Consider the following 23,976-nt stretch of genomic DNA (forward strand, 5'->3'; position numbering starts at 1 on the left):
AGACAATGAACTTGAATCTTACAGGTGCTAAGGGAACGGTTGAAGTTTCTGATGTAGCCTTTGCTCGTGAATATAACGAAGCACTAGTTCACCAAGTAGTAACATCTTACTTGGCAGGTGCTCGTCAAGGTTCTCGCGCTCAGAAAACACGTTCTGAAGTAGCAGGTGGCGGTCGTAAACCTTGGAAACAAAAAGGTTCTGGTCGTGCACGCGCAGGTACTATCCGAAGCCCTCTATGGCGCTCTGGTGGTGTGACTTTCGCTGCTAAGCCGCAAGACCACTCTCAGAAAGTGAACAAGAAGATGTACCGTGCAGCAATGCGCACCATCTGGTCTGAATTAGTACGTCAAGACCGTCTTGTTGTCGTTGAAGAACTGAAGTTGGAAGCGCCAAAAACTAAGCTCTTCACAGCAAAAATGGCAGAATTGAATGTTGAAAACGTTTTAGTTGTCTCTCATGAGTTAGATGATAATCTGTTTTTAGCAGCTCGTAATATCCCGAACGTGGATGTACGTGATGCAGCGTCTATTGATCCTGTTAGCTTGATTGCATACGACAAAGTGTTGGTGACAGTTGGTGCTCTGAAACAAGTTGAGGAGGCACTAGCATGATCGGCGAACGTATTTATAAAGTTCTGTTGGGTCCACACATCTCTGAGAAAGCGACTATCGTTGCCGAAGGTAATGGTCAGTACGTTTTTCGTGTAGCTGGTGATGCAACAAAACCTGAAATCAAACAAGCTATCGAAGCACTTTTCGAAGTCAAAGTAGAATCTGTACGCACGTTGAACCAAAAAGGTAAAACTAAGCGCACAATTCGTGGTCTAGGCAAGCGTAGCGACGTGAAAAAAGCGTACGTACGTTTGGTTGAAGGCCAAGAAATTGATTTCATGGTCGCTGAATAAGGGGAGATAGGTCAATGGCTGTTGTAAAAAGTAAGCCAACGTCTGCAGGCCGTCGTCACGTTGTTAAAGTTACTAACAGTGATTTGCACAAAGGCGCACCTTATGCACCTTTGCTAGACAAGAAAAGCAAATCAGGTGGTCGTAACAATAACGGACGCATCACTACGCGTCACGTAGGTGGTGGTCATAAGCAGCATTATCGTATGGTTGATTTCCGTCGTAATAAAGATGGTATCCCAGCGGTAGTTGAGCGTTTGGAATATGATCCAAACCGTTCTGCAAACATTGCATTGATTAAATATGCTGATGGTGAGCGTCGTTACATTATCGCTTCCAAAGGTATGACGGCAGGCAATGTTGTCTTTAGTGGTGCTGATGCGCCAATCAAGGCGGGTAATACTTTGCCTCTGCAAAATATTCCTGTTGGTAGTACTGTTCACTGTGTTGAGCTTAAGCCAGGTAAAGGTGCGCAAATCGCACGTTCTGCAGGTGCTTCAGCTCAATTGGTAGCTCGTGAAGGTCGTTACGTTACTCTTCGTCTACGTTCTGGCGAAATGCGTAAAGTATTGACTGAATGTCGTGCTACTTTAGGTGAAGTATCAAACTCTGAGCATAGCTTGCGAGTTCTTGGTAAAGCTGGTGCTACGCGTTGGCGTGGTGTTCGTCCTACCGTTCGCGGTGCGGCGATGAACCCTGTAGATCACCCGCATGGTGGTGGTGAAGGTCGTAGTAAAGGTGGTCGTCACCCAGTTACACCTTGGGGTGTCCCAACTAAAGGCTACAAAACGCGCAGTAACAAGCGTACTGATAAACTTATTGTACGTCGTCGTACTAAGTAATAAGAGGAAACGACTGTGCCACGTTCACTAAAAAAAGGTCCTTTTATCGACCTTCATTTGTTGAAAAAGGTAGAGGCTGCGGTAGAGAAAAACGATCGTCGTCCAATTAAAACTTGGTCGCGCCGTTCTACTATCTTCCCTGACTTCGTAGGGTTGACTATCGCTGTCCATAATGGTCGCCAACATGTTCCAGTTCTAGTAACTGAAGACATGGTCGGTCATAAATTGGGTGAGTTCGCTCCGACCCGAACATATCGCGGTCATGCTGCGGACAAGAAAGCCAAACGGTAAAAAGGGGTATTAACATGAGTGAAGTAAGCGCTTCATTAAAGGGTGCTCGCCTCTCAGCGCAGAAGGCCCGTTTGGTTGTAGATCAAATCCGTGGCAAATCTGTTAGCGAAGCACTGAACATCTTATCGTTCAGTCCTAAAAAGGCGGCAGCAATTGTCAAGAAAGTACTGGAGTCTGCTATTGCGAATGCAGAGCATAACGAAGGTGCTGATATCGATGACTTGCGTGTATCTACGGCGTACGTTGATGAGGCGATGACTCTCAAGCGTATTATGCCACGTGCCAAAGGCCGTGCTGACCGTATTTTAAAGCGCGGTTGCCATATTACAGTTAAAGTCGCTGACTAATTAGGAGAAACCCAATGGGTCAGAAGGTTCATCCAACTGGTATACGCCTAGGGATAGTTAAAGATCATACTTCTACTTGGTATGCGAATAATCAAAACTACTCTAAGCTGCTTTTAAATGATCTTCAGGTACGTGAGTATTTGGAGAAAAAATTAGTTCAGGCATCTGTTTCTCGTATTGAGATTCAGCGTCCTGCTCAAACAGCTCGTATTACGATTCACACAGCTCGTCCGGGCATTGTGATTGGTAAGAAAGGTGAAGATGTTGAGAAACTACGTAACGCTGTGTCAGAAATGATGGGTGTACCAGTTCATATCAACATCGAAGAAATTCGTAAGCCTGAAATGGATGCGAAATTGGTAGCGCAAAACATCGCTAGCCAACTTGAGCGTCGTGTTATGTTCCGCCGTGCAATGAAGCGTGCAGTACAAAACGCTATGCGTGCAGGCGCGAAAGGTATCAAGGTTCAGGTAAGTGGTCGTTTAGGCGGTGCAGAGATTGCACGTGCTGAGTGGTACCGTGAAGGTCGCGTACCTCTTCACACTCTACGCGCAGACATTGACTACGCTACTTATGAAGCAAGCACTACATACGGCATCATTGGCGTTAAAGTGTGGATCTTCAAAGGCGAAATCTTGGGCGGTATTGAGCAAGTGCGTGCTGATAAAGGCGCACAAAAGAAGAAGTCTAAGTAGGGGGTAAGTCATGTTACAGCCGAAACGTACTAAGTTCCGTAAGATGCAGAAGGGCCGTAACCGCGGTCTAGCGCTTCGCGGTAACCAAGTTAGCTTTGGTGAATTCGGATTGAAATCGACCGAGCGTGGTCGTATTACTGCTCGTCAAATTGAAGCGGCGCGTCGTGCAATGACTCGTCACATCAAGCGTGGTGGTAAGATTTGGATTCGTGTATTCCCTGATAAGCCTATTACTCAGAAGCCTCTTGAGGTTCGTCAGGGTAAAGGTAAGGGTAGCGTAGAATACTGGGTTGCTCAAATTCAACCTGGCAAGATGCTTTATGAAGTTGAGGGTGTTTCAGAGCAGCTAGCTCGTGAAGCATTTGCATTGGCTGCGGCTAAGCTTCCTCTGTCCACAACTTTCGTAACGCGTACGGTGATGTAGATGAAAGCAAAAGAACTGCAAGAAAAGTCTGTAGCTGAGCTACAAGCGACCTTGATCGAACTGCTACGTGAGCAATTTACTCTGCGCATGCAGAAAGCCACTGGTCAGTTAGCGCAAACTCATTTGCTCTCGCAAGTTCGCCGCAATATCGCACGTGTTAAGACCGTGCTAAATGATAAGGCAGGTAACTAAGATGGCAGAAACAAAAGCGCGCACAGCTACTGGTAAAGTAGTAAGCGATAAGATGGATAAAACCATCACAGTACTGGTTGAACGTACAGAAAAACATCCTCTATACGGTAAGTTCGTACGTCGTTCGACAAAATTACACGCTCATGATGAAAACAATGAGTGTCAGATCGGTGATACCGTTAAGGTCGTAGAAACACGTCCTTACTCTAAGTCTAAGACTTGGAATCTGGTTCAAGTTGTTGAGAAAGCGGCAGCTGTTTAAGCTGCTCCTTCCTTCGTGAGACTTGTTATCTAATTTGATTGGAGAGCAGTAATGATTCAAACGGAATCGATGCTTGATGTAGCAGATAACAGCGGCGCTAAGCGTGTTCAGTGTATTAAAGTACTGGGTGGCTCACATCGTCGTTATGCTGCTATCGGTGACATTATTAAGGTCACAGTTAAAGAAGCGATCCCTCGCGGTCGTGTTAAGAAAGGGCAGGTTCTAAACGCTGTTGTCGTTAGAACTAAGAAAGGTGTTCGTCGTCCTGATGGTTCTGTAATCCGTTTTGATGTAAATTCTGCGGTTCTACTGAACGCTTCTGGACAGCCTATTGGTACTCGTATCTTTGGCCCTGTAACACGTGAGTTGCGTACTGAGCAATTCATGAAAATTGTTTCTCTTGCACCTGAAGTGCTGTAAGAGGGAGGGGACATTTATGCGTAAGATCAAACGTGACGACGAAGTAATCGTGATTACCGGTAAAGACAAAGGTAAGCGCGGTACAGTTGTTAAGGTAGTAGACGAGAATCGTGTTCTTGTTTCTGGCGTAAATATGGTCAAGAAACATGAGAAGCCAAACCCAATGAAGGGTACGACTGGCGGTATCGTTGAAAAAGAAGCACCTATCCAGGTTTCTAACGTAGCCATTTTTAACAATGCTACTGGTAAAGCGGATCGCGTCGGCTTTAAATTGAATGAAGACGGTACTAAGGTACGTATCTTTAAATCAAATAGTGAAGCGATCGACGCCTAAGAGCGAGAATTATAGCCATGGCGAGACTTAAGCAAGTTTATAAAGATCAAGTTGTAGCAAAACTGACAGAAGAGTTTAGCTACAAGAACGTGATGGAAGTGCCTAAAATCACTAAAATCACACTAAATATGGGTGTTGGTGAAGCTATCGCAGACAAGAAACTTCTTGAGCATGCGGTAAATGATCTACAAGCACTTAGCGGCCAAAAAGTTGTAGTAACTAAAGCGCGCAAATCGGTAGCAGGCTTTAAAATCCGTGACGGTTACCCGATCGGTTGTAAAGTAACGCTACGTGGTGAGCGTATGTGGGATTTCTTTGACCGTTTGGTTGATGTTGCTATCCCGCGTATCCGTGACTTCCGTGGGCTTAATCCTAAGTCTTTCGATGGTCGTGGTAACTACAGCATGGGTGTGAAAGAGCAGATCATCTTCCCTGAAATCGATTACGATAAAGTGGATCGTGTACGTGGTCTTGATATCACAATCACAACTACCGCTCGTAACGACGAAGAAGGTCGTGCTTTGTTAGCCGCCTTTAATTTCCCTTTCAAGAAATAAGAGGTAGGAATCATGGCAAAAGTTTCAATGGTTCAACGCGAAGCAAAACGCACCAAATTAGTAGCTAAGTACGCTGAAAAGCGTGCTGCTCTAAAGGCGATCATTAGCGACGTTAATGCATCGGACGATGAAAAGTGGGAAGCAACGCTTAAGTTGCAACAGCTTCCTCGCGATTCATCTTCTTCTCGCCAGCGTAATCGTTGCCAAGTGACAGGTCGACCACACGGTGTTTACCGTCGTTTCGGTTTGTCTCGCATCAAGTTGCGTGAAGCAGCTATGCGTGGTGATGTACCAGGCTTGAAGAAAGCTAGTTGGTAAGCAAGTAGAGCGCGATCATAATACATAGCAGTGAGTGGGGTGTCTAAAAGCTGGACATTCCGCTCGCTGCTGTGTACTATGCGCGAGCTCTATTTGCTGCACAATGGTTTTTTTATTTAGGAGCTCTTAAATGAGTATGCAAGATACCCTTGCGGATATGTTTACTCGTATCCGTAATGCACAGATGGCTTCAAAAACATCTGTGAGCATGCCTTCGTCAAAAATGAAGGCATCGATTGCTGCAGTTCTGCGTGAAGAAGGTTACGTTGGTGACTTCTCTGTAGATGAGGCAGTTAAGCCAACACTTACTATCGAGTTGAAATACTACGAAGGTAAGCCTGTTATCGAACAAATTAAACGCGCTTCCCGTCCAAGCTTGCGTCAATACAAAGGCTCTGGCGACCTACCTAAAGTAGAAGCTGGTCTTGGTGTTGCTATCATCTCTACTTCTAAAGGTGTGATGACAGATCGTGCAGCTCGTGCTGCTGGTATCGGCGGCGAAGTAATCTGCACAGTATTCTAGGAGTTAGTATGTCTCGAGTTGCTAATAGCCCAGTGACGCTTCCTAGTGGTGTAGATTTAACTCTAAATGGCCAAAACCTTGTAGTTAAAGGTGGCAAAGGTTCTCTAGAGTTTAACGTTCACGCAAGCGTACAAGTATCTAAAGAAGATAACGTTATCACTTTCGCTGCACGCGATGGTGCTAAACAAAGCCGTGCCCTAGCTGGTACTACTCGTGCATTGGTTAACAACATGGTTGTTGGTGTAAGCCAAGGTTTCGAGAAAAAATTGATTCTTCAAGGTGTTGGTTATCGTGCTGCCCTAAAGGGTAAAGTACTTAACCTGTCTTTGGGTTTTTCTCACCCAGTAGATTATGAACTACCTGAAGGCGTAACAGCTGAATGTACTTCTCAAACAGAAATCGTGATCAAAGGTATTGATAAGCAAGCCGTTGGTCAGGTTGCTGCAGAAGTTCGCGGTTTCCGTCCGCCTGAGCCTTACAAAGGTAAAGGTGTTCGCTATGCTGACGAAATTATTCGTCGTAAAGAAGCTAAGAAGAAGTAGGTAGGCATTCATGAACACTAAAAAACAATCTCGAATTCGTCGTGCACGTCGTGCGCGTTTGCATATTCGTGAGTTAGGTGCGAATCGTCTTACTGTACATCGCACACCACGTCATATGTATGCTCAAGTGATTTCTCCATGTGGTAGCAAAGTGCTAGCGAGCGCTTCTACAGTGGAAGAAACTCTACGTGCTACCGCGACGGGTAACAAAGAAGCTGCTAAACAAGTAGGTACTTTGATTGCTACTCGCGCTAAAGAAGCAGGCGTCACTTCGGTCGCTTTCGATCGTTCTGGCTTCAAATACCATGGCCGCGTTCAAGCTCTAGCTGATGCTGCGCGTGAAGCCGGTCTAGAGTTCTAAGGGGTAGCAAATGGCAGTTAATGAACAACAAACTAGCGACCTCCAAGAGAAGCTAGTTCAGGTAAACCGCGTTGCAAAAGTTGTTAAGGGTGGTCGTATCTTCTCTTTCACAGCTTTGACAGTCGTTGGTGACGGTAATGGCAAGGTAGGCTTCGGTCGTGGTAAAGCACGTGAAGTTCCTCAAGCTATTCAGAAAGCAATGGAGCAGGCTCGCCGCAACATGGTTTCTGTTAAGTTAAATGGCGATACTCTTCAGTATCCTGTGAAAGCAACGCATGGTTCGTCAAACGTATACATGCAGCCTGCTTCTCAAGGTACAGGTATCATCGCCGGTGGTGCAATGCGTGCGGTTCTAGAAATCGCTGGTGTGCACAACGTATTGGCGAAATGTTACGGTTCTACAAACCCAGTAAACGTAGTTCGCGCTACGATCAAAGGTTTGCAGGATATGAAAGCGCCTGAGCAAATCGCGGCAAAACGCGGTAAGTCTGTCGATCAAATTTTGGGGTAATGTGTCATGGCGAATAAAACCATCACAGTTCAACTAACCCGTAGTCCGATCGGTCGTCTTCCAAAGCACCGTGAAACTATTAAAGGCTTGGGTTTGCGTAAAGTTGGCCAAACACGTGAGTTGGAAGATACTCCTTCTGTACGTGGCATGGTCAATAAAGTTTATTACATGGTTAAAGTGGTAGGAGAGTAACATGTTCTTAAATACTATTCGCCCTGGCGAAGGTAGCAAGCATGCTCCTAAACGTGTAGGCCGCGGCATTGGTAGTGGCTTGGGCAAAACGGGTGGACGTGGTCATAAAGGCCTTAAGTCTCGTTCCGGTGGCTCAGTAAAACCTGGTTTTGAAGGCGGTCAAATGCCTTTGCAGAAACGTCTGCCAAAATTTGGTTTCACTTCGCGTCAGGCTAAGTATGTTGCTGAGGTTCGTCTAAACGAGCTTGCTGCTGTAAATGCTGAAGTTGTAGATTTGGCTGCTCTTAAAAGCGCCGACATTCTAGGTCATCAGATTAAAACTGCTCGTGTAATCTTGTCTGGTTCTATCGACAAAGCGGTTACTGTTCGCGGTCTTAAAGTGACTAAAGGTGCTCGTGCCGCTATTGAAGCAGCTGGCGGAAAAGTCGAGGAATAAATGGCAAAGCGTGGCTCACTACCTGCCGGAATGCAAAGTGGATTAAGCGAGCTTTGGGCTCGCATTCGTTTTGTTTTCTTGGCAATTATTGTATATCGAATTGGTGCACACATTCCGGTTCCTGGTATTAACCCAGATAGATTGTCAGCACTGTTTGATCAAAATGAAGGCACAATACTGAGTTTATTTAACGTATTCTCAGGTGGCGCTCTTGAGCGTATGAGTATATTTGCGCTTGGGATCCTGCCTTATATTTCTGCCTCAATCATTATGCAGTTATTGACGGTCGTGAGTCCGCAGTTAGAGCAACTTAAGAAAGAAGGTGAAGCGGGGCGTCGTAAGATTACCCAGTACACTCGATACGGTACGGTTTTATTGGCACTGGTTCAGTCTGCTTCGATGGCGGTAGGGCTAGCAAGCCAAGGCATTTCTTTTGACACAGGTTTGCAGTTTTATGCTGTAGCGGTTGTGACATTGGTTGCCGGTACTGTTTTCTTAATGTGGTTAGGTGAACAAGTGACAGAAAAAGGCATTGGTAATGGTATTTCCATTCTGATCTTTGCTGGTATCGTCGCAGGTTTACCTTCTGCTCTAGGCCGCTCATTTGAGTCGGCTCGCCAAGGCGATATTAATATATTGGCCTTGTTGTTGATTGGTATTTTAGCTATTGCGACGGTCGCTTTCGTTGTCTTCATAGAACGTGGCCAACGTCGTATTACAGTTAACTATGCTAAGCGTCAACAAGGCAAAAAAGTGTTTGCTGCACAAAAGAGTCACTTGCCTCTTAAAGTAAATATGGCCGGTGTAATTCCGCCAATTTTTGCATCCAGTATTCTATTGTTCCCTGCATCGATCGGCCAATGGTTCGGTCAAGGTGAAGGCATGGAGTGGTTGCAAAATATTTCTTTGGCTCTGGCTCCTGGGCAACCGCTCTATGTGCTGTTGTTTGCGATTGCAATTGTCTTCTTTTGCTTTTTCTATACAGCCCTAGTGTTCAACCCTAAAGATGTGGCAGATAACTTGAAAAAATCCGGTGCTTTTTTACCGGGTATTCGTCCAGGCGATCATACTGCTCGATATATTGATGGAGTAATGACGCGTTTGACATTGTTTGGTGCTTTGTACATCACGCTAGTGTCATTGATGCCTCAGTTCTTTGTTGTTGCGTGGAACGTTCCGTTCTACTTTGGCGGCACCTCTATGTTGATCGTAGTAGTGGTTGTCATGGACTTTATGTCGCAAGTACAAAGTCACTTGATGAGTCAGCAATACGAGTCATTAATGAAGAAGTCTAATTTGACTGGTTATGGTCCAAATGGCCTAATGCGATAAGCATAGGTTGGAGTTGAACATGAAAGTACGTGCATCTGTAAAGAAAATCTGTCGTAACTGCAAAATCGTTCGTCGTAACGGTTCAGTTCGAGTGATTTGTGTTGAGCCTCGCCACAAACAGCGTCAAGGCTAACAGCGAGTCATCTCGACGATGGGAATGGGTGGTTGATTTATTCTACGAATGTAGGCATAATCAGCCGCCCTCATAAAAGTAAAGTGATGAATTAATCATCAATAACAACGGAGTAAAGTGAATGGCTCGTATAGCCGGTGTCAATATTCCTGACAATAAACATGCGGTCATTTCTCTGACTTACATCTTCGGAATCGGTCGCACTCGTTCACGCGCTATTTGTGCTGCTACAGGTGTTGCTGAAACTGCGAAAATTGGTTCTTTGAGCGATGACGTTCTTGACCAATTACGTGGCGAAGTTGCTAAGTATACTGTAGAGGGTGACTTACGCCGTGAAGTCAGTATGTCTATCAAACGTTTGATGGACCTAGGTTGTAATCGCGGTATTCGTCACCGCCGCAGCCTACCTGTTCGTGGTCAACGTACCAAAACGAACGCTCGTACACGAAAAGGCCCTCGTAAGCCAATTCGTAAGTAATTTAAACGCGTTTCGCTCTAGCTGAAAATACGCTAGAGCTGAGCATTAATTTAGGAAAGTGCAATATGGCTAAGCCAGCTACGCGCAATACCAAGAAAAAAGTCAAAAAGACGGTTGTCGACGGTGTTGCTCATGTACACGCGTCTTTTAACAACACGATCGTGACTATCACCGACCGTCAAGGCAATGCTTTGTCTTGGGCGACTGCAGGTGGTTCTGGTTTTCGCGGTTCTCGTAAAAGTACACCATTTGCTGCGCAGGTTGCAGCAGAACGTGCCGGTGCTGTCGCACAAGAATTCGGCCTTAAAAACGTAGACGTAATGATCAAGGGCCCTGGTCCAGGTCGTGAGTCCGCAGTTCGTGCATTGAATGCATTGGGCTTGCGTATCAACAACATCACAGATGTGACGCCAATTCCACACAATGGTTGCCGTCCACCTAAGAAACGTCGCGTTTAATTGAGGAGACAGACATATGGCTCGTTATATAGGTCCAACTTGTAAGTTGTCTCGTCGTGAAGGTACCGACTTGCAATTGAAGAGCGGTTCACGCGCTCTTGAGTCTAAATGTAAAGCAGAAACAGTTCCTGGTGTGCATGGTGCACGTCGCGGACGTCTTTCTGATTACGGCTTGCAATTACGTGAGAAACAAAAAGTTCGTCGTATGTACGGCGTACTAGAAAAACAATTCCGTAATTACTACAAATCTGCAGCTCGTCTAAAAGGCGCAACTGGCGAAAACCTTTTGCAACTTTTGGAATCTCGTTTGGATAACGTTGTTTATCGCGCAGGTTTTGGTTCTACACGTGCGGAAGCTCGTCAGCTAGTTGGTCACAAAGGCATTCTAGTTAACGGTGAAACGGTTAACATTCCATCTTACCAAGTGAAAGCTGGTGATGTTGTGTCTATCCGTGAAAAAGCTAAGAAGCAATTGCGTGTACAAAGCGCACTAGAGCTATCTAAAAATCGTGCACCGATCCACTGGATCGAAGTTGATGCAACTAAATTGGAAGCAACTTTCAAAGCTGCTCCAGAACGTGCCGATTTATCAGCTGAAATTAATGAGAACCTAATCGTCGAACTTTACTCTAAGTAAGTCGGTGATTGGGATTAAGATATAGGTGGATCTATGCAGCGTTCAGTGAGCGAATTGTTAACCCCACGAAACATTGAAGTTCAGGAACTAGGCAAAACGCGCGCTAAAGTTACGCTACAACCACTAGAACGTGGTTTTGGTCATACTTTGGGTAATGCGCTACGTCGCATTCTTTTATCTTCGATGCCAGGTTGTGCAATTGTAGAAGTCGAAATCGACGGTGTATTACATGAATACAGCGCAATCGAAGGGGTTAAAGAAGATGTAATTGAAATTCTTCTTAACCTGAAAGGAGTTGCGATCGCTCTACACGGGCAAGATGAAGCAACTCTTACTCTAAGTAAAAAAGGTCCTGGTGTTGTGACGGCTGGTGATATCCAGTTGGTTGCTGACGCTGAGATCGCAAACCCAGATCACGTTATAGCGCACTTGGATGATACTGCAGAGTTAACTATGCAGATCAAAGTTGCTCGTGGTCGTGGTTATGAGCCTGCTGATGCTCGTGTTGCTGGCGACGATGAGACTCGTCCAATTGGTCGCTTGCAACTGGATGCCTCATTCAGCCCTGTTCGCCGTGTTGCTTACAGTGTCGATAATGCTCGAGTTGAGCAACGTACTGACCTAGATAAATTGGTGTTAGACATCGAATCTAACGGTACGATCGATCCAGAAGAAGCTATTCGTCGTGCAGCGACTATTCTTCAACAACAAATCGCAGTATTTGTTGCGCTAGAAAGCGAAAGCGAAGCGCCTGTTGAAGAAGAAGAGGATGAGATTGATCCAATTTTGCTACGCCCGGTTGATGATCTTGAATTGACCGTTCGCAGTGCTAACTGTTTGAAAGCAGAGAACATTTATTACATCGGTGATTTGATTCAACGTACTGAGGTTGAGCTTCTTAAGACGCCTAACTTAGGTAAAAAGTCGTTAACAGAAATCAAAGATGTTTTAGCACAGCGTGGTTTGTCTTTGGGAATGCGTCTAGAAAACTGGCCACCAGCTAGTTTGAAAGACGATAGCAAAGTTCTAGCTCGCTAGGTCATTGTTCCCTGACCACCGTAGTTTGGTAAGGAATGTATAATGCGTCATCGTAAGAGTGGACGTCACTTAAACCGTACTAGCTCGCATCGCAAAGCGATGTTCAAAAATATGGCTGCTTCTTTGTTTGAGCACGAAGTTATTAAAACAACTTTGCCAAAAGCAAAAGAATTGCGCCGTGTTGCAGAGCCTTTGATCACATTGGCGAAAGTTGATTCCGTAGCGAATCGTCGCCTTGCCTTTGCTCGTACTCGTAGCAAAGACGCAGTAGGTAAATTGTTCTCAGAACTTGGTCCTCGTTACCAAGCTCGTCCTGGCGGTTATGTTCGCATTCTTAAATGTGGCTTCCGTGCAGGTGACAACGCACCTATGGCTTACGTGGAATTGGTTGATCGACCAGAAGCGGAAGCCGCTGAGTAATATCAGTTTGTAATAAAAAAACCGGACTCTTGAGTCCGGTTTTTTGTGCTTGAAGAAAATTTAAAATTTTAAAAGTGGATAAGTGACAAACTTTTCCACTAAAAAACGCCAAACAATCGCTTGTTTGGCGTTTTTAGTATCTTGTTAACAGATTACAACATGGTTTTAAGGAAGCGAGCTGTGTGTGAGCCTTCCGCTTCTGCCACTGCTTCTGGTGTGCCTTCGGCAATGATGTAGCCACCACCGCTACCACCTTCTGGCCCTAGATCAACGATCCAATCGGCGGTTTTGATCACGTCCAGATTATGTTCAATAACCACTATGGTATTGCCGTGGTCACGTAAGCGATGCAGTACTTTTAATAGCTGCTCAATGTCCGCGAAGTGCAACCCCGTGGTTGGCTCATCGAGGATGTAGAGAGTTTTGCCAGTATCACGTTTAGACAATTCTTTTGCCAGCTTAACACGCTGTGCTTCACCGCCTGACAAGGTCGTGGCGGCTTGGCCCAAGCGAATATAACCCAAGCCCACATCGATTAAAGTTTGTAACTTACGAGCAATGGACGGTACAGGATCAAAGAATTCGCGAGCGTCTTCAATGGTCATTTCCAAACACTCATGAATGTTCTTACCTTTATAATGTATCTCTAGGGTTTCACGGTTATAGCGTTTGCCTTTACACACATCACAAGGCACATACACATCAGGTAAGAAGTGCATTTCCACCTTGATCACGCCATCACCCTGACAAGCTTCACAGCGGCCGCCTTTGACGTTAAAACTAAAGCGCCCAGGTTTATAACCACGGGAGCGCGCTTCTTGTGTCGCTGAGAAGAGTTCACGCATTGGCGTGAAAATGCCAGTGTAAGTGGCCGGGTTTGAGCGTGGTGTTCTGCCGATAGGGCTTTGGTCAATATCAACACATTTGTCGAATTCGTCCATGCCTTCTACTTTACTATGTGGCGCAGGCTTTAAAGTAGTCGCACCGTTAAGCGCCGTTGCCGCCAGTGGATACAAGGTGCCATTGATCAAAGTAGATTTGCCTGAGCCAGACACGCCTGTCACACACGTCATGACACCTAAAGGAATGCTCAAATCCACGTTATTCAGGTTATTGCCAGTGGCACCTAATAATTTCAGATGTTTGCCATCTTTTGCTGGGTGACGTACTGCCGGTACCTCTATTTTGCGTTCGCCTGTTAGGAACTTGCCGGTAATAGAGGACTCACAATCCATAATGTCTTGCGGTGTGCCGCTGGCAATGACTTGTCCACCGTGCACACCAGCCCCCGGGCCAATATCCACAACGTGGTCGGCAATGCGGATGGCGTCTTCATCGTGTTCTACCACAATAACGGTGTTGCCCAAATCTCTTAAACGAGTCAGTGTGGCGATAAGACGTTCATTGTCACGCTGGTGTAAGCCAATAGAAGGCTCATCCAAAATGTACATTACGCCAACTAAACCAGCGCCAATTTGGCTTGCCAGTCGAATACGCTGCGCCTCACCACCCGACAGAGAGTCAGCTTTGCGGTCGAGTGTTAAATATTCCAGACCCACGTTGACCAAGAAAGTCAGACGATCGCGGATTTCTTTCAGAATCTTGGCGGCAATTTCGGCTTTTGCGCCCGTTAGCTGTAAGTTTTCAAAATAGTTCAAGCAGTCTGAAATAGAGTAGGTCACTATCTCAGGTAAGGTTTGTTCTTGAATGAAGACATTTCGCGCTGAGCGGTTCAAACGTGAACCATGACAATCAGGACAAGGTTGCACACTGATGTACTTAGCCAAGTCATCACGCACGCTATCCGATTCGGTTTCATGATAACGACGTTGTAGATTCGGAATCACACCTTCAAAGGCGTGAGATCGCGTCATCTTATCGCCGCGCTCATTGATGTAAACAAAGCTAATTTTGTCGCTGCCTGAACCATGCAAAATGCGCTTTTTAAAATTGTCCGGAATGTCCTTATAAGGCGTATCGATATCAAAGCCATAGTGATTGGCAAGAGCGGTAAGCTGCTGATAATAGAAAATGCTGCGTCGTCCCCAACCGCGAATGGCACCTTCTGCTAAGGTCAGTGTGTCGTCCTGAATGATGCGCTCAGGATCAAACATCTGGTGTGTGCCCAAACCGTCACAGGTTTGACAAGCGCCATTTGGATTATTGAAGGAGAACAAACGCGGCTCGAGTTCCGTTAGGCTGTAGCCACACACAGGACAAGCGAATTTACTGGAGAAAATATACTCTTCTTCTGGTGCGTCCATGTTGATGGCTTTGGCGATGCCATCCGACAATTCCAAACAGGTCTCGAAGGATTCAGCCAAACGCAACTGCAGGTCAGGGCGCACTTTAAAGCGATCAATAACCACTTCAATGGTATGTTTTTTGTTTTTTTCCAAGGCTGGGGCATCGTCTAAGTCGACCACAATGCCGTCGATGCGAGCGCGAATAAAGCCTTTGGATAATAAATCATTAATGGTGTGTAAGTGCTCACCTTTGCGATCTTTCACAATGGGCGCTAACAGCATCATCTTGGTGTCTTCGGGAAGAGAGATTACCTTGTCCACCATTTGTGAAATGGTTTGTGCTTCCAATGGTTCACCGTGATCAGGACAACGTGGTTGACCAGCACGAGCAAACAGCAAACGCAAATAATCGTAGATTTCGGTAATGGTACCAACGGTCGATCTCGGGTTATGAGAAGTCGACTTCTGCTCAATGGAAATGGCGGGTGACAAACCTTCAATATGGTCTATGTCGGGTTTCTCCATCATAGACAAAAACTGTCTTGCGTAGGTAGACAAAGACTCTACATAGCGACGTTGCCCCTCTGCGTATAAAGTGTCAAAAGCGAGAGAGGATTTACCAGAGCCTGATAAGCCCGTGATGACAACAAGCTTGTCTCTTGGAATGTCTAAATCCACATTTTTCAGGTTGTGGGTGCGGGCCCCGCGTATGGTAATGGTATCCATGGGTCTCCAAAGAAAACGGATCAACAGAAGTCACTCTGCATTTAATAAAATAACTGTCTATTTTTACAGTAGTTAACATGGAGCTTCAACGGTAAATTCGGTAAAATTAGCATCTTTTTTCCTTAACCCTCAAGTTAAGTGGTTGTGACCTCCTTATGGATCTACTCGAACGTCGTTCAGTTCTTGCCTTAGCGTTGATTTATTTGTTCCGCATGTTGGGCTTATTCCTCATCATGCCAGTGATTAGCGTAGCAGCCGATGGCCTGAGCGGAGCCGACGCGGCACTCATTGGTACGGCCATTGGCATCTATGGTTTAACCCAAGCCAGCCTGCAAATCCCCATGGGCATGTGGTCGGATAAGATTGGCCGCAAACGCGTTATTGTCATCGGCTTATTGTTGTTTGCGCTGGGCAGCTTAATCTGTGCTAACGCCGACGACATCAATACGCTGATCATAGGTCGTGCGGTTCAGGGGGCAGGTGCTATTGCCAGTACCTTAATGGCCTTACTGAGTGATGTGACCCGTGAGCAGAATCGCACCAAAGCCATGGCGAGCGTTGGGGTGAGCATTGGGGCTTCTTTTATGTTGTCGCTGGTGTTTGGCCCTTGGTTATTTGCCTTGGTTGGCTTGTCGGGCTTGTTCTATTTGTCGTTTGCCTTATCTTTTGTCGGCATTTTGTTGATCGTTTTTGCTGTGCCAAACAGTGTGCAACATACCTTTCGTCGCGATACCACACCGAGCCTAGTCGCCTTAGGGGCGGTGATGAAGAACGCTCGTTTGCGTTATTTAAATGTCAGCGTGTTATTTGTGCATGCGAGTTTAACCGCCATTTTTGTCGTGGTGCCTGGGCGTCTGATCAATGAGTTCGCGTTACCTCTCTCTCAGCACAGCTGGCTTTACTTGGCGATCATGGGCTTTGCCTTCGTTGGCATGTTGCCCTTGGTCATCATTGCCGAGGCCAAAGGTAAGATGAAACAAGTCCTTATTGGTGTATTTATCCTGTTGGGTATCAGCTCAATTGGTTTACAATACGCCACCTTGTTTTGGCTGTTTGCTGTGTTATTGTGGGGGTACTTTATTGGCTTTAATGCTATGGAAGCGGTATTGCCTTCAATGGTCAGCAAATTAGCGCCTGTTGGGTATCGTGGTACTGCAATGGGGGTCTTTTCAACCCATCAATTTATTGGTTCCTTCATTGGCGGCGCAGGCGGTGGCTGGCTGTTGCAACATCATGTGAATGAAGGCGTCTTTTTCGTGGTAGGCGCGGTTTTTATCGCTTGGTCTGTGGTCAGTATGGTGCAACCGGCACCGCGCCAATTGACCAGCTTAGCCTTTAGCCTACCCAAGATGACCAGCACAGAAATCTCAGTGCTGGCCGAACAACTTGCAAGCGTCCAAGGAGTGGAAGGCATGCAACTATTCGAAGATGAACAAACCGCTTATCTTAAAGTGGACAAAAAACAGCTAGATAAAGCAGCCTTGGTGCAACTTGCGCCACAAGCTAATGTATAAAGAAAGAACTAATTTCAGTTGGAGAACGTCATGGCACGTGGAATAAACAAAGTAATAATTGTAGGTAACGCCGGCAACGATGCCGAAGTGCGTTTCATGCCATCTGGTGGCGCCGTGGCAAACGTCAGCCTAGCGACCACCGAAAGCTGGCGCGATAAGCAAACAGGCCAGATGCAAGAGCGTACTGAATGGCACCGAGTGTCTTTCATGGACCGTGGTAACTACCGTCTAGGTCAAATCGCTGGTGACTTCATCAAGAAAGGCTCAAAAGTCTATGTTGAAGGGTCGTTGCGCACCCGTGAGTGGGAAAAAGACGGCATCAAACGTTACACCACAGAAATCATTGCCAGCGAAATGCAACTACTAGACGGTCGTAACGATGGTGCGGCTCCTTCTGCTGGTGGTTACGACAACATGCAAGGTCAAGCTGGTGGCTACGGTCAAGCGCCACAGCAACAAATGCCACAAGGTGGCTTTAACCAAGCGCCGCAACAACCGCAACAGCAACCACAACAACAAGCACCGCAACAGCGTGCGCCACAAGGCGGCTTTAACCAGCAGCCAGCACAAGGCGGCTACGGTCAAGCGCCACAGCAACAAGCTCCGCAACAACAAGCGCAGCCACAATCTTTTGGTAGCTGGGGTAACCAACCTCAACAGGCTCCGCAGCAAGCGCCACAACAAAAAGCGCCACAGCAGCAAAAGCCACAACAAGCGCCAAACTTTGACGACTTTGATGACGATATTCCGTTCTAGGATTTACCTGAGACTAAAAGTGTAAAGTTTGTTTCTGAAGGCCCCGTATATCGGGGCTTTTTGTTTGGTGAGTGGAAAATTAAGATTTGTCTGCTATAAATGAGAATGGATGTTGGAAGCATAGTTAATGTAACTCTAACCCGCTTGATTGTGATGGGCACCTATCTTTTGGATAGCTAACTGTCGGCGATACCAAGCTAAACAGGGGCTACTATTTCATTTAGCTCGTACTTACCTTCATAGTGCTTCATTTCTGTAATAACTTCATCAGCCGAAGCGAAAAAGAACTCCTTCCTTCCATTTACCAGATTCACCCTTTGATCTGAAAATCTGTTATGTAAGAATCGTTCAAGTGTTGGTGCATCTTCAGTAAATGCAAATGCATGGACATCAAAAAGTTCGGGGACTGAAGCATCTCCTAACTCTTTTACACGATCATATGGGTCAGCACGTCTTGTCATTCCTATTTTTACTACTCCATCGCCAAAAGACAGCTTATTAGAGATCACATATACATAGCCTGCTCTTGTTTGTTGAGCTAAAGATATCGCTCTTTTTGCTTTCTCACGTAGCACTTCAAGTTCTTGTTTATGAATTTCATATAAGGCCTTTTGTTCTTCAGTGCTCGCTTCAAGTTTACTAAGCTCTTCAGTGACTAATCGCTCCATAGTTAGGCGTTCTTTTTCTGCCTTCTGAGCTGCAGCTTTTATGCGCTTCTCTTCACGTTCAGCCTCCCTTTGTATTTGAAGTTCTTGACGCTGCTTTTCCTTAAGATCTTGCTTAAGTTGGTTTATTTCGTAACCTAGCCTTAGTTCCATAATTTTCAGCTGCAAATACTCTTTAGTTAGGTGTGTTTTCACTAAATCAGCGGAAGAGTTAATATCCTGAAATGTATCCTTTGTTCGCTCTATAAGGCGGTTGATATTGTTCCAGTCGACCAAAGCTGCAGCAGCTTTAAACTCGTTGTCTAAGCATCGTAGTCTTAATTTTATTTCTCGATTGAATAACTTCTTCGCCTCCGACTTCTTGCCATTCACTACAACGTCATTTCCTATTGAGCAGATGCACGCTTTCTTATCGCTAACTAGCTGCTTGATCGCTTGTCTGGTCTGAGATAGTTTACTCTCAAGGTCTTCCAAATCATGTGACTGTGATGAGCTGTTATAGGTGATGACGTCAGTTGTCCCAACGCCAAGGTGGAAATGAGATAGTCGTATTTCACATTCTTTAAGATGCGACATATCTGCTTTATAATTTTCCTGTAAGGCAAGGTAGTTATTTGTAATATCGGAAAGTGCTTGTTCTTTCTCAGTCGCAGGAGCATAAATTTTCTCTAATGCCCCATCTACTGCTTGTGCTTCTTTGAACTTCGACCGAGCCTTTGCTAGTAAAATTAATGAGAGTAATGTTAATACACTTAAAGCGATGGTAACGTACATAAAGGCTCCTCAAATGGACTCTGGTAGTTGCTTGGAAATAGGAAGTGTTTCTCTAGAATTTAGCTTGCTAGTCTCTCTGATTAGATGGCTTTCACGATACTCTTTTGCCTCTACTTCAAAGTACCAGTCACACTCGATGTCGAGTTCCTTCATGGCTTCGGCAACCTCCTGAGGAGTTACTCTAAAAAATTCTTTTCGGTTATTTTCAGTGTTTACACGTTTTTCATTAAATTTGCGGTGGAGTTCTCTCTCTATTTTAGGTGCGTCTGAAACGAATGTTAGGGCGTGTACATCGAACCTAAATGGCACGCTGGCGTCGCCTAGTTCATTTACTCGATCCATTGGTTCTAGTCTGCGAGTCATTCCGATTTTTACAACGTCATCTCCAAAACTGCCAATGTTAGAAATTACATATATATAGCCAGCTTTTGTGACTTGAGCTTGGGAAATAGCCCTCTCAAAATTACTTTCTAGCTGCTGAATCTCTTCTTGCATTAAAGCAATCTTTTGCTCCATATCCAATGCGTTTGCCCCATGAAGTTCCTTAGCTATTTTTTGAGCTTTTATAAGATCCGACTTTTTGTAATCAATTTCATCTTCGAGCTTGTCGGTATCAGTACCAGCTTGTTTTGCTTGCTCTCGAAGTATTTGTTGTTGCTGTTTCTTCTGCTGATTAATTGCCTCTTTATGCAGCAATTCTTGGTGCCATATCGTCAGCTCCTCTATCTTTAGATTGAAGTATTCATTTGAAATCGTAACATTTGCTGTTTCCCCTAGTTTTTCTAACTGTTGTTCTAGTCGTTTGAGTTTGTTTAGGGCGGTATCATAGCTAGAGTGACGCATCATTTTTCGAATCATATCGAATTCGGCATTAAAGGCTTTTAGGAGAAGGCTTTGATAGGAACTGATCATCTGAGCTCCTTTAGCCTTATTACCAAACCATTCCCAGTTTGAATAGGCGCTTGTAGCATGCCCAGATCTGATAACTTGATACTGACGCTCGATACATTCAGAGATTTTGTTCTTTAGAGATTGGCTGTCATCAAATTTGTAGGTAGGAGGAAAGAGCCCCACATCTATGTATTTAAGCTGCTCTTTTTTTAGTGCTAGTTCATTTTTTAGCTTTGAGTAAATCGGCTGTCCAAGCTTAATTTTATCTTCGATCTCATGTGCTTTTCTTTGCAGTTCTTGAATTATTTGTTCGATAGGGTTGTCTTCAAGAGCTTGTTTCTTTCTATTGATATCTATAAGTAGCTTCTTCCGATTCCTATGGGCAACGCTCGCTAACGAAAAAAAGATGCAAGTTAACAGTGCTATTCCTGCCCATACAAAGTCGAACATTTCTACATTTTCAAACATTGATATTCCTTTAAACAGATATTCTCATTTAAAGAGTTAAGCACACTTTTCAAGTTATCGACCAGCTTTCTGGATACGAACTAGCTTTGATAGCAGGTTGGCAGCATGGTGTATATGGTGGTACTTTGTATTTATCGCCTTTCTTAAGAGTTGATGAACTGTCGAAATAAAGCTTTTAAGGTCAACTGCAATAAATCGGCTCGGGGTCCCATTAAGTAATTACTAGATAGCTGGGGAAAAACTGGCTCATAGTCTTAGGGATTCCCTTCAAATCTCACATCAATGTACTCGATGTATTTTTGGGTATTGCGTGATTCCTTCCCATTATTGCTTCGCAGTGATTTTTAAGCCTGCAACTAGAGCGAATGATGTTAACTTAAGAACACCTATTTCACTCACACTGATCAAAAAAATTAATGAAAGTGTGGCTCTAAGTGCTACACTTTACTTCAAATTAGATTAAGGACTAATGATGCGGATGAATTGAGAGCGCTCAGAAGGTTAGCGAAAGCGTTGCTGGAGTACAGTGATATCGAACTCATTATCGCCATTGAACATGGTGTATTGATCGAGGTAAAAAAATAATGGATAAATCAATCTTAGACGTGGTGCAAGATACCGCTCAGCAGTTGTACCATGCTGGCGTGATGAAAGAGACGACGCTGCGTGAGTTTGATGCTATGTGTTTGCCTCCCGTAAAAGCCTTTACAGCCGCTGAAATCAAAAAAATTCGTACTGATAATCGCGCCAGCCAAGGTGTCTTTGCTGCCTATTTGAACACCAGCAAGTCGACCGTTCAAAAGTGGGAGCAGGGCGTGAAGAAGCCGAATGGCCCATCATTGAAGTTACTTAATTTGATCGCTGATAAAGGCTTGGATGTGCTGCTGTAATCAGGCCCAATAGTTTTTAACTTAGCCACATGAAAAGCCTTCGTATCCTTGATACGTAGGCTTTTCGCTTTTTTAAGCTTATAGATCAAGCGTTATTTCGAGCTTGCCAAGCAGCTGCGCCAGCCACCGAAGTGGGTGATGTCCGTGGCGTCTGCGATGGCATGAGGTTCGCAGATGAACCTGACACTGAGTTGCCATCGGCGAGTTTTACCTTGCCAATGCCCGACGATGTAGAAATGCCCGCCACCGGGTTAAAAGCTTGTCTTGGGCTGCGACATTTATTGCATCAAGTCGAGGATAAGCCAGTGTGACTAATGCTCCGTTGTTTTCGTGTTTTACAGTGAAAAGCGAGAAATCAATTTATTCAATGTGGTGGCCATATGGTTTAGATCTTCCGCCGATTGCAAAAACTCTTGGCTGGTGCTGACGCTTTGTTGCGCGCCCTGTTGAATATTAGTTAAGCGCTTATTAACACTTTGTGCCCGAATGGATTGATCGTCTGTCGACTCTGCAATACGAGTGTTCCCTTCGTTGACTTGGTGAATGGCTTCCGCAATATTTTGCAAAACGCTTTGTGCTTGCTGCGAGAGTTCAACAACGTCTCCCACACTTTGTGTACTTTTTGCCATGAGAGCCGTGGTTTTTTCGCTGCCTTCTTGTAACTGGCTCAAAATGCTATCGATTTCTTGTGTTGACGCATCCGTCCGTTGTGCCAATTGGCGAACTTCATCGGCCACGACAGCGAATCCACGTCCACTTTCACCAGCACGGGCAGCTTCAATAGCAGCGTTTAAGGCCAGTAGATTGGTCTGTTCAGCAATGGATCGAATGGTGCCTAATACGCTGCCAATAGTGGTTAATTTTTCTGCTAAATCGATAACCTGAGCTTGAGTTTTGTCGTTTTCTGAAGCTAAGTTATTCATTGCGCTTACAATTTTACCCATACTCGCTTGACCCGCGTCAGATTGCGTTTCGCCATGTTTGGAGGCGTCTGCTGCCGTGGCTGCGTGGGTAGCAATGGTTTGAACTGAATGTACCATCTCATCTAATAAGGCGGCAGAGGATTCAATATCGTGTTGTTGTTCGAGGGTGCGTTCACTGGCCTGTTGTGTTTGTTGCTGTAATGTATTGGAGGTTGAACCGAGTTTTTTTGAGGTTTCGACTATGCCAGATACGGTGTCTTTTAAATCTGTTTGCATGTTATAAAGTGCGGACAGTAAGCGCGCGCCTTCATCATTACCAGTACTCTGAATAGGTTGGCTTAAGTCTCCTGAGGCAATACGCTCGGCTGCTTTCATAGCTTGTTTTAGGCGGCTAAGCAAGGGGCGAGTGATTAAGAAGATCAGCAATACGAGAGCTGGTATGCTGATGACGGCACAGCCAATTGCAACCCAAATGAGGTCTGTTTGTAGGTTTTCTACTCGTGCAAGATAGTTTTCTTCCGGTTCGGCAATGACGAGGGTTAACCCTTGCACGTTTAACGGGTGTGCCGCTGCTATGTATTCTTGACCGCGATAGTTAAATCCCCCTGTTTTTTGATTCGATAGAGATTGCCAAAATGTACTGAGCGAAGCTTCTTTACTGAAGTCGAGCTTGAAGGTGTCCTCTGCGGTGGGGGCAACCACTGCGAGTCCATCAGTGTTCACCAAAAAGTGTAATATGCTGCCCTTTGTATTGATGAGGTTATTGGCAATCGTCAGCAAATCTAACGGTGTGCTGAGAATGGCGATCGGCTTCTTATTTTCATCCAAAATGGGAGTGGATGCCATCATACCGGGGCGACCTGTAATAGGAGAAAGCAGTGAGTCACCGACTAAATATTTACCGGTTTCTAATATGGCCATGGTGGCATTTGGAATTGGGGCATCCTCAAAATAATACCCTTCTGAAACGCCACCAATGCCGTCGACACCGATTTTTCGATCGTAGTTTACTATAAACGTATTTTCATAAAGTCCGTTACTGTATTGCTGCACTTTGTTAAGAAAAGCCCGAGCCTTCTCGGCTAAGCGCTCATTGCGGTTAGTGTTGTAGCGAAAGTCTTCAGCGTATTCGACTAGGGTGGGTGAAGCGGCGAGTGTAACCGACAGGGTTTCTTGTTTGTCGAATGTGGTGTTCAACTGACTTGCTTTGTCTTCAGCGGAATTTTGCAAGGCAACCATTGTGGCGTCTTTAAAGTCCTCAGTCGCCACATAATTTGTGATACCTATGAGGCTAGCCAGCGATAAGCCAAAACATAAAGTGCAGGCTAGTACCATTTTACTGAAAAGATAGTTTCGATTTTTACTGGATGGTGTGTTGGCTCTAGTTTTTATCACGTCATCAAGCTCCATTTCATATCTTTATTAGTTAAAGGCTTAATTATAGAAGGATTTGAGAATATCGCGCTTTTCTAATCAAAG

The 23,976-nt window shown here is 45.2% G+C and carries 35 protein-coding genes; 30 read left to right on the forward strand and 5 right to left on the reverse strand.

Features of this window, described 5'->3' with window-relative positions:
- Window positions 1–5 precede the first annotated feature (5 nt).
- From rplD to rplQ, 26 genes are all read left to right on the forward strand, one after another.
- The gene (rplD, locus tag ACXAH2_RS15490) at window positions 6–611 is read left to right on the forward strand and encodes a 50S ribosomal protein L4 (RefSeq protein WP_475079753.1); all 606 of its coding nucleotides are present in this window, start codon (window positions 6–8) and stop codon (window positions 609–611) included.
- Complete coding sequence (gene rplW / locus ACXAH2_RS15495) at window positions 608–904, forward strand: 50S ribosomal protein L23 (protein WP_353666881.1); 297 nt, start codon at window positions 608–610, stop codon at window positions 902–904. Before rplD ends, rplW begins: the two co-directional genes overlap by 4 nt.
- Window positions 905–918: 14 nt before the next feature.
- The gene (rplB, locus tag ACXAH2_RS15500; protein WP_475079755.1) at window positions 919–1,743 is read left to right on the forward strand and encodes a 50S ribosomal protein L2; all 825 of its coding nucleotides are present in this window, start codon (window positions 919–921) and stop codon (window positions 1,741–1,743) included.
- 15 nt (window positions 1,744–1,758) lie between these two features.
- Window positions 1,759–2,034: a 30S ribosomal protein S19 gene (gene rpsS / locus ACXAH2_RS15505; RefSeq protein ID WP_012071932.1), complete on the forward strand. Its 276-nt coding sequence runs from the start codon at window positions 1,759–1,761 to the stop codon at window positions 2,032–2,034.
- A 14-nt stretch (window positions 2,035–2,048) separates the two neighbouring features.
- Window positions 2,049–2,381 (forward strand): 50S ribosomal protein L22, encoded by a 333-nt coding sequence (gene rplV, locus ACXAH2_RS15510; protein ID WP_353666883.1) that lies wholly within the window; start codon window positions 2,049–2,051, stop codon window positions 2,379–2,381.
- Window positions 2,382–2,395: 14 nt separating this feature from the next.
- Window positions 2,396–3,076: a 30S ribosomal protein S3 gene (gene rpsC, locus ACXAH2_RS15515; RefSeq protein ID WP_353666884.1), complete on the forward strand. Its 681-nt coding sequence runs from the start codon at window positions 2,396–2,398 to the stop codon at window positions 3,074–3,076.
- A 10-nt stretch (window positions 3,077–3,086) separates the two neighbouring features.
- Window positions 3,087–3,500 carry a 50S ribosomal protein L16 gene (gene rplP / locus ACXAH2_RS15520; RefSeq protein ID WP_013797835.1) on the forward strand — a complete coding sequence of 138 codons (414 nt, stop codon included), beginning with the start codon at window positions 3,087–3,089 and terminating at the stop codon, window positions 3,498–3,500.
- Window positions 3,501–3,692 (forward strand): 50S ribosomal protein L29, encoded by a 192-nt coding sequence (gene rpmC / locus ACXAH2_RS15525; RefSeq protein ID WP_110577370.1) that lies wholly within the window; start codon window positions 3,501–3,503, stop codon window positions 3,690–3,692. It abuts the gene before it with no gap.
- Between the two features lies 1 nt (window position 3,693).
- A complete protein-coding gene (gene rpsQ, locus ACXAH2_RS15530; RefSeq protein ID WP_013797833.1) occupies window positions 3,694–3,954 on the forward strand; it encodes a 30S ribosomal protein S17 in 261 nt (86 codons plus the stop codon).
- A gap of 51 nt (window positions 3,955–4,005) precedes the next feature.
- Window positions 4,006–4,374 carry a 50S ribosomal protein L14 gene (rplN, locus tag ACXAH2_RS15535; RefSeq protein WP_113875592.1) on the forward strand — a complete coding sequence of 123 codons (369 nt, stop codon included), beginning with the start codon at window positions 4,006–4,008 and terminating at the stop codon, window positions 4,372–4,374.
- A 16-nt stretch (window positions 4,375–4,390) separates the two neighbouring features.
- Window positions 4,391–4,708: a 50S ribosomal protein L24 gene (gene rplX, locus ACXAH2_RS15540; protein WP_475079758.1), complete on the forward strand. Its 318-nt coding sequence runs from the start codon at window positions 4,391–4,393 to the stop codon at window positions 4,706–4,708.
- A 17-nt stretch (window positions 4,709–4,725) separates the two neighbouring features.
- Window positions 4,726–5,265 carry a 50S ribosomal protein L5 gene (rplE, locus tag ACXAH2_RS15545; protein WP_475079760.1) on the forward strand — a complete coding sequence of 180 codons (540 nt, stop codon included), beginning with the start codon at window positions 4,726–4,728 and terminating at the stop codon, window positions 5,263–5,265.
- A 12-nt stretch (window positions 5,266–5,277) separates the two neighbouring features.
- The gene (gene rpsN, locus ACXAH2_RS15550) at window positions 5,278–5,583 is read left to right on the forward strand and encodes a 30S ribosomal protein S14 (protein ID WP_353666887.1); all 306 of its coding nucleotides are present in this window, start codon (window positions 5,278–5,280) and stop codon (window positions 5,581–5,583) included.
- Window positions 5,584–5,713: 130 nt separating this feature from the next.
- The gene (gene rpsH / locus ACXAH2_RS15555; RefSeq protein ID WP_475079762.1) at window positions 5,714–6,106 is read left to right on the forward strand and encodes a 30S ribosomal protein S8; all 393 of its coding nucleotides are present in this window, start codon (window positions 5,714–5,716) and stop codon (window positions 6,104–6,106) included.
- Window positions 6,107–6,114: 8 nt separating this feature from the next.
- A complete protein-coding gene (rplF, locus tag ACXAH2_RS15560) occupies window positions 6,115–6,648 on the forward strand; it encodes a 50S ribosomal protein L6 (RefSeq protein WP_353666889.1) in 534 nt (177 codons plus the stop codon).
- Between the two features lie 10 nt (window positions 6,649–6,658).
- Entirely contained in the window at window positions 6,659–7,009 is a 351-nt protein-coding gene (rplR, locus tag ACXAH2_RS15565; RefSeq protein ID WP_475079764.1) for a 50S ribosomal protein L18, read from the forward strand.
- A 10-nt stretch (window positions 7,010–7,019) separates the two neighbouring features.
- The gene (gene rpsE, locus ACXAH2_RS15570; RefSeq protein ID WP_353666891.1) at window positions 7,020–7,520 is read left to right on the forward strand and encodes a 30S ribosomal protein S5; all 501 of its coding nucleotides are present in this window, start codon (window positions 7,020–7,022) and stop codon (window positions 7,518–7,520) included.
- A 6-nt stretch (window positions 7,521–7,526) separates the two neighbouring features.
- Window positions 7,527–7,712, forward strand: a complete 186-nt coding sequence (gene rpmD / locus ACXAH2_RS15575) for a 50S ribosomal protein L30 (RefSeq protein WP_475079765.1) — start codon at window positions 7,527–7,529, stop codon at window positions 7,710–7,712.
- A gap of 1 nt (window position 7,713) precedes the next feature.
- Window positions 7,714–8,148: a 50S ribosomal protein L15 gene (gene rplO, locus ACXAH2_RS15580; protein WP_353666892.1), complete on the forward strand. Its 435-nt coding sequence runs from the start codon at window positions 7,714–7,716 to the stop codon at window positions 8,146–8,148.
- Window positions 8,149–9,480, forward strand: coding sequence for a preprotein translocase subunit SecY (gene secY / locus ACXAH2_RS15585; protein WP_353666893.1), 1,332 nt, complete (start codon window positions 8,149–8,151; stop codon window positions 9,478–9,480).
- Between the two features lie 19 nt (window positions 9,481–9,499).
- The gene (gene rpmJ / locus ACXAH2_RS15590; RefSeq protein WP_012071915.1) at window positions 9,500–9,613 is read left to right on the forward strand and encodes a 50S ribosomal protein L36; all 114 of its coding nucleotides are present in this window, start codon (window positions 9,500–9,502) and stop codon (window positions 9,611–9,613) included.
- A 121-nt stretch (window positions 9,614–9,734) separates the two neighbouring features.
- Window positions 9,735–10,091: a 30S ribosomal protein S13 gene (rpsM, locus tag ACXAH2_RS15595; protein WP_353666894.1), complete on the forward strand. Its 357-nt coding sequence runs from the start codon at window positions 9,735–9,737 to the stop codon at window positions 10,089–10,091.
- A 65-nt stretch (window positions 10,092–10,156) separates the two neighbouring features.
- Window positions 10,157–10,549: a 30S ribosomal protein S11 gene (rpsK, locus tag ACXAH2_RS15600; RefSeq protein ID WP_009836290.1), complete on the forward strand. Its 393-nt coding sequence runs from the start codon at window positions 10,157–10,159 to the stop codon at window positions 10,547–10,549.
- 16 nt (window positions 10,550–10,565) lie between these two features.
- Window positions 10,566–11,186, forward strand: a complete 621-nt coding sequence (gene rpsD, locus ACXAH2_RS15605; protein WP_475079767.1) for a 30S ribosomal protein S4 — start codon at window positions 10,566–10,568, stop codon at window positions 11,184–11,186.
- 33 nt (window positions 11,187–11,219) lie between these two features.
- Entirely contained in the window at window positions 11,220–12,224 is a 1,005-nt protein-coding gene (locus tag ACXAH2_RS15610) for a DNA-directed RNA polymerase subunit alpha (protein WP_013797819.1), read from the forward strand.
- A gap of 42 nt (window positions 12,225–12,266) precedes the next feature.
- Window positions 12,267–12,644, forward strand: a complete 378-nt coding sequence (gene rplQ, locus ACXAH2_RS15615) for a 50S ribosomal protein L17 (RefSeq protein ID WP_353666897.1) — start codon at window positions 12,267–12,269, stop codon at window positions 12,642–12,644.
- A gap of 152 nt (window positions 12,645–12,796) precedes the next feature.
- Here the strand turns inward: rplQ and uvrA are convergent, their stop codons facing one another.
- A complete protein-coding gene (uvrA, locus tag ACXAH2_RS15620; RefSeq protein WP_475079769.1) occupies window positions 12,797–15,616 on the reverse strand; it encodes an excinuclease ABC subunit UvrA in 2,820 nt (939 codons plus the stop codon).
- Window positions 15,617–15,771: 155 nt separating this feature from the next.
- Between uvrA and ACXAH2_RS15625 the strand changes: the two genes are divergently transcribed.
- Both ACXAH2_RS15625 and ssb read left to right on the forward strand, forming a co-directional pair.
- A complete protein-coding gene (locus ACXAH2_RS15625; protein ID WP_475079770.1) occupies window positions 15,772–17,130 on the forward strand; it encodes an MFS transporter in 1,359 nt (452 codons plus the stop codon).
- A 30-nt stretch (window positions 17,131–17,160) separates the two neighbouring features.
- The gene (gene ssb, locus ACXAH2_RS15630; RefSeq protein WP_475079772.1) at window positions 17,161–17,886 is read left to right on the forward strand and encodes a single-stranded DNA-binding protein; all 726 of its coding nucleotides are present in this window, start codon (window positions 17,161–17,163) and stop codon (window positions 17,884–17,886) included.
- 197 nt (window positions 17,887–18,083) lie between these two features.
- On the opposite strand, the gene ACXAH2_RS15635 is transcribed toward ssb, so the two are convergent.
- A complete protein-coding gene (locus ACXAH2_RS15635; RefSeq protein ID WP_475079774.1) occupies window positions 18,084–19,325 on the reverse strand; it encodes a GIY-YIG nuclease family protein in 1,242 nt (413 codons plus the stop codon).
- Window positions 19,326–19,334: 9 nt separating this feature from the next.
- Window positions 19,335–20,684, reverse strand: coding sequence for an SNIPE associated domain-containing protein (locus ACXAH2_RS15640; RefSeq protein ID WP_475079776.1), 1,350 nt, complete (start codon window positions 20,682–20,684; stop codon window positions 19,335–19,337).
- Between the two features lie 584 nt (window positions 20,685–21,268).
- Between ACXAH2_RS15640 and ACXAH2_RS15645 the strand changes: the two genes are divergently transcribed.
- On the forward strand, window positions 21,269–21,574 hold the full coding sequence (locus ACXAH2_RS15645; protein WP_475079778.1) for a helix-turn-helix domain-containing protein: 306 nt from the start codon (window positions 21,269–21,271) through the stop codon (window positions 21,572–21,574).
- A gap of 92 nt (window positions 21,575–21,666) precedes the next feature.
- On the opposite strand, the gene ACXAH2_RS15650 is transcribed toward ACXAH2_RS15645, so the two are convergent.
- Window positions 21,667–21,750 (reverse strand): hypothetical protein, encoded by an 84-nt coding sequence (locus ACXAH2_RS15650; RefSeq protein ID WP_475079817.1) that lies wholly within the window; start codon window positions 21,748–21,750, stop codon window positions 21,667–21,669.
- Between ACXAH2_RS15650 and ACXAH2_RS15655 the strand changes: the two genes are divergently transcribed.
- Entirely contained in the window at window positions 21,736–21,885 is a 150-nt protein-coding gene (locus tag ACXAH2_RS15655) for a hypothetical protein (RefSeq protein ID WP_475079779.1), read from the forward strand. The genes ACXAH2_RS15650 and ACXAH2_RS15655 overlap by 15 nt on opposite strands.
- Before the next feature lie 24 nt (window positions 21,886–21,909).
- Here ACXAH2_RS15655 and ACXAH2_RS15660 read toward each other — a convergent pair whose 3' ends face one another.
- Window positions 21,910–23,892: a methyl-accepting chemotaxis protein gene (locus tag ACXAH2_RS15660; RefSeq protein WP_475079780.1), complete on the reverse strand. Its 1,983-nt coding sequence runs from the start codon at window positions 23,890–23,892 to the stop codon at window positions 21,910–21,912.
- Window positions 23,893–23,976: the final 84 nt, after the last annotated feature.

This window comes from Marinomonas sp. ABL3_031, assembly GCF_056161265.1.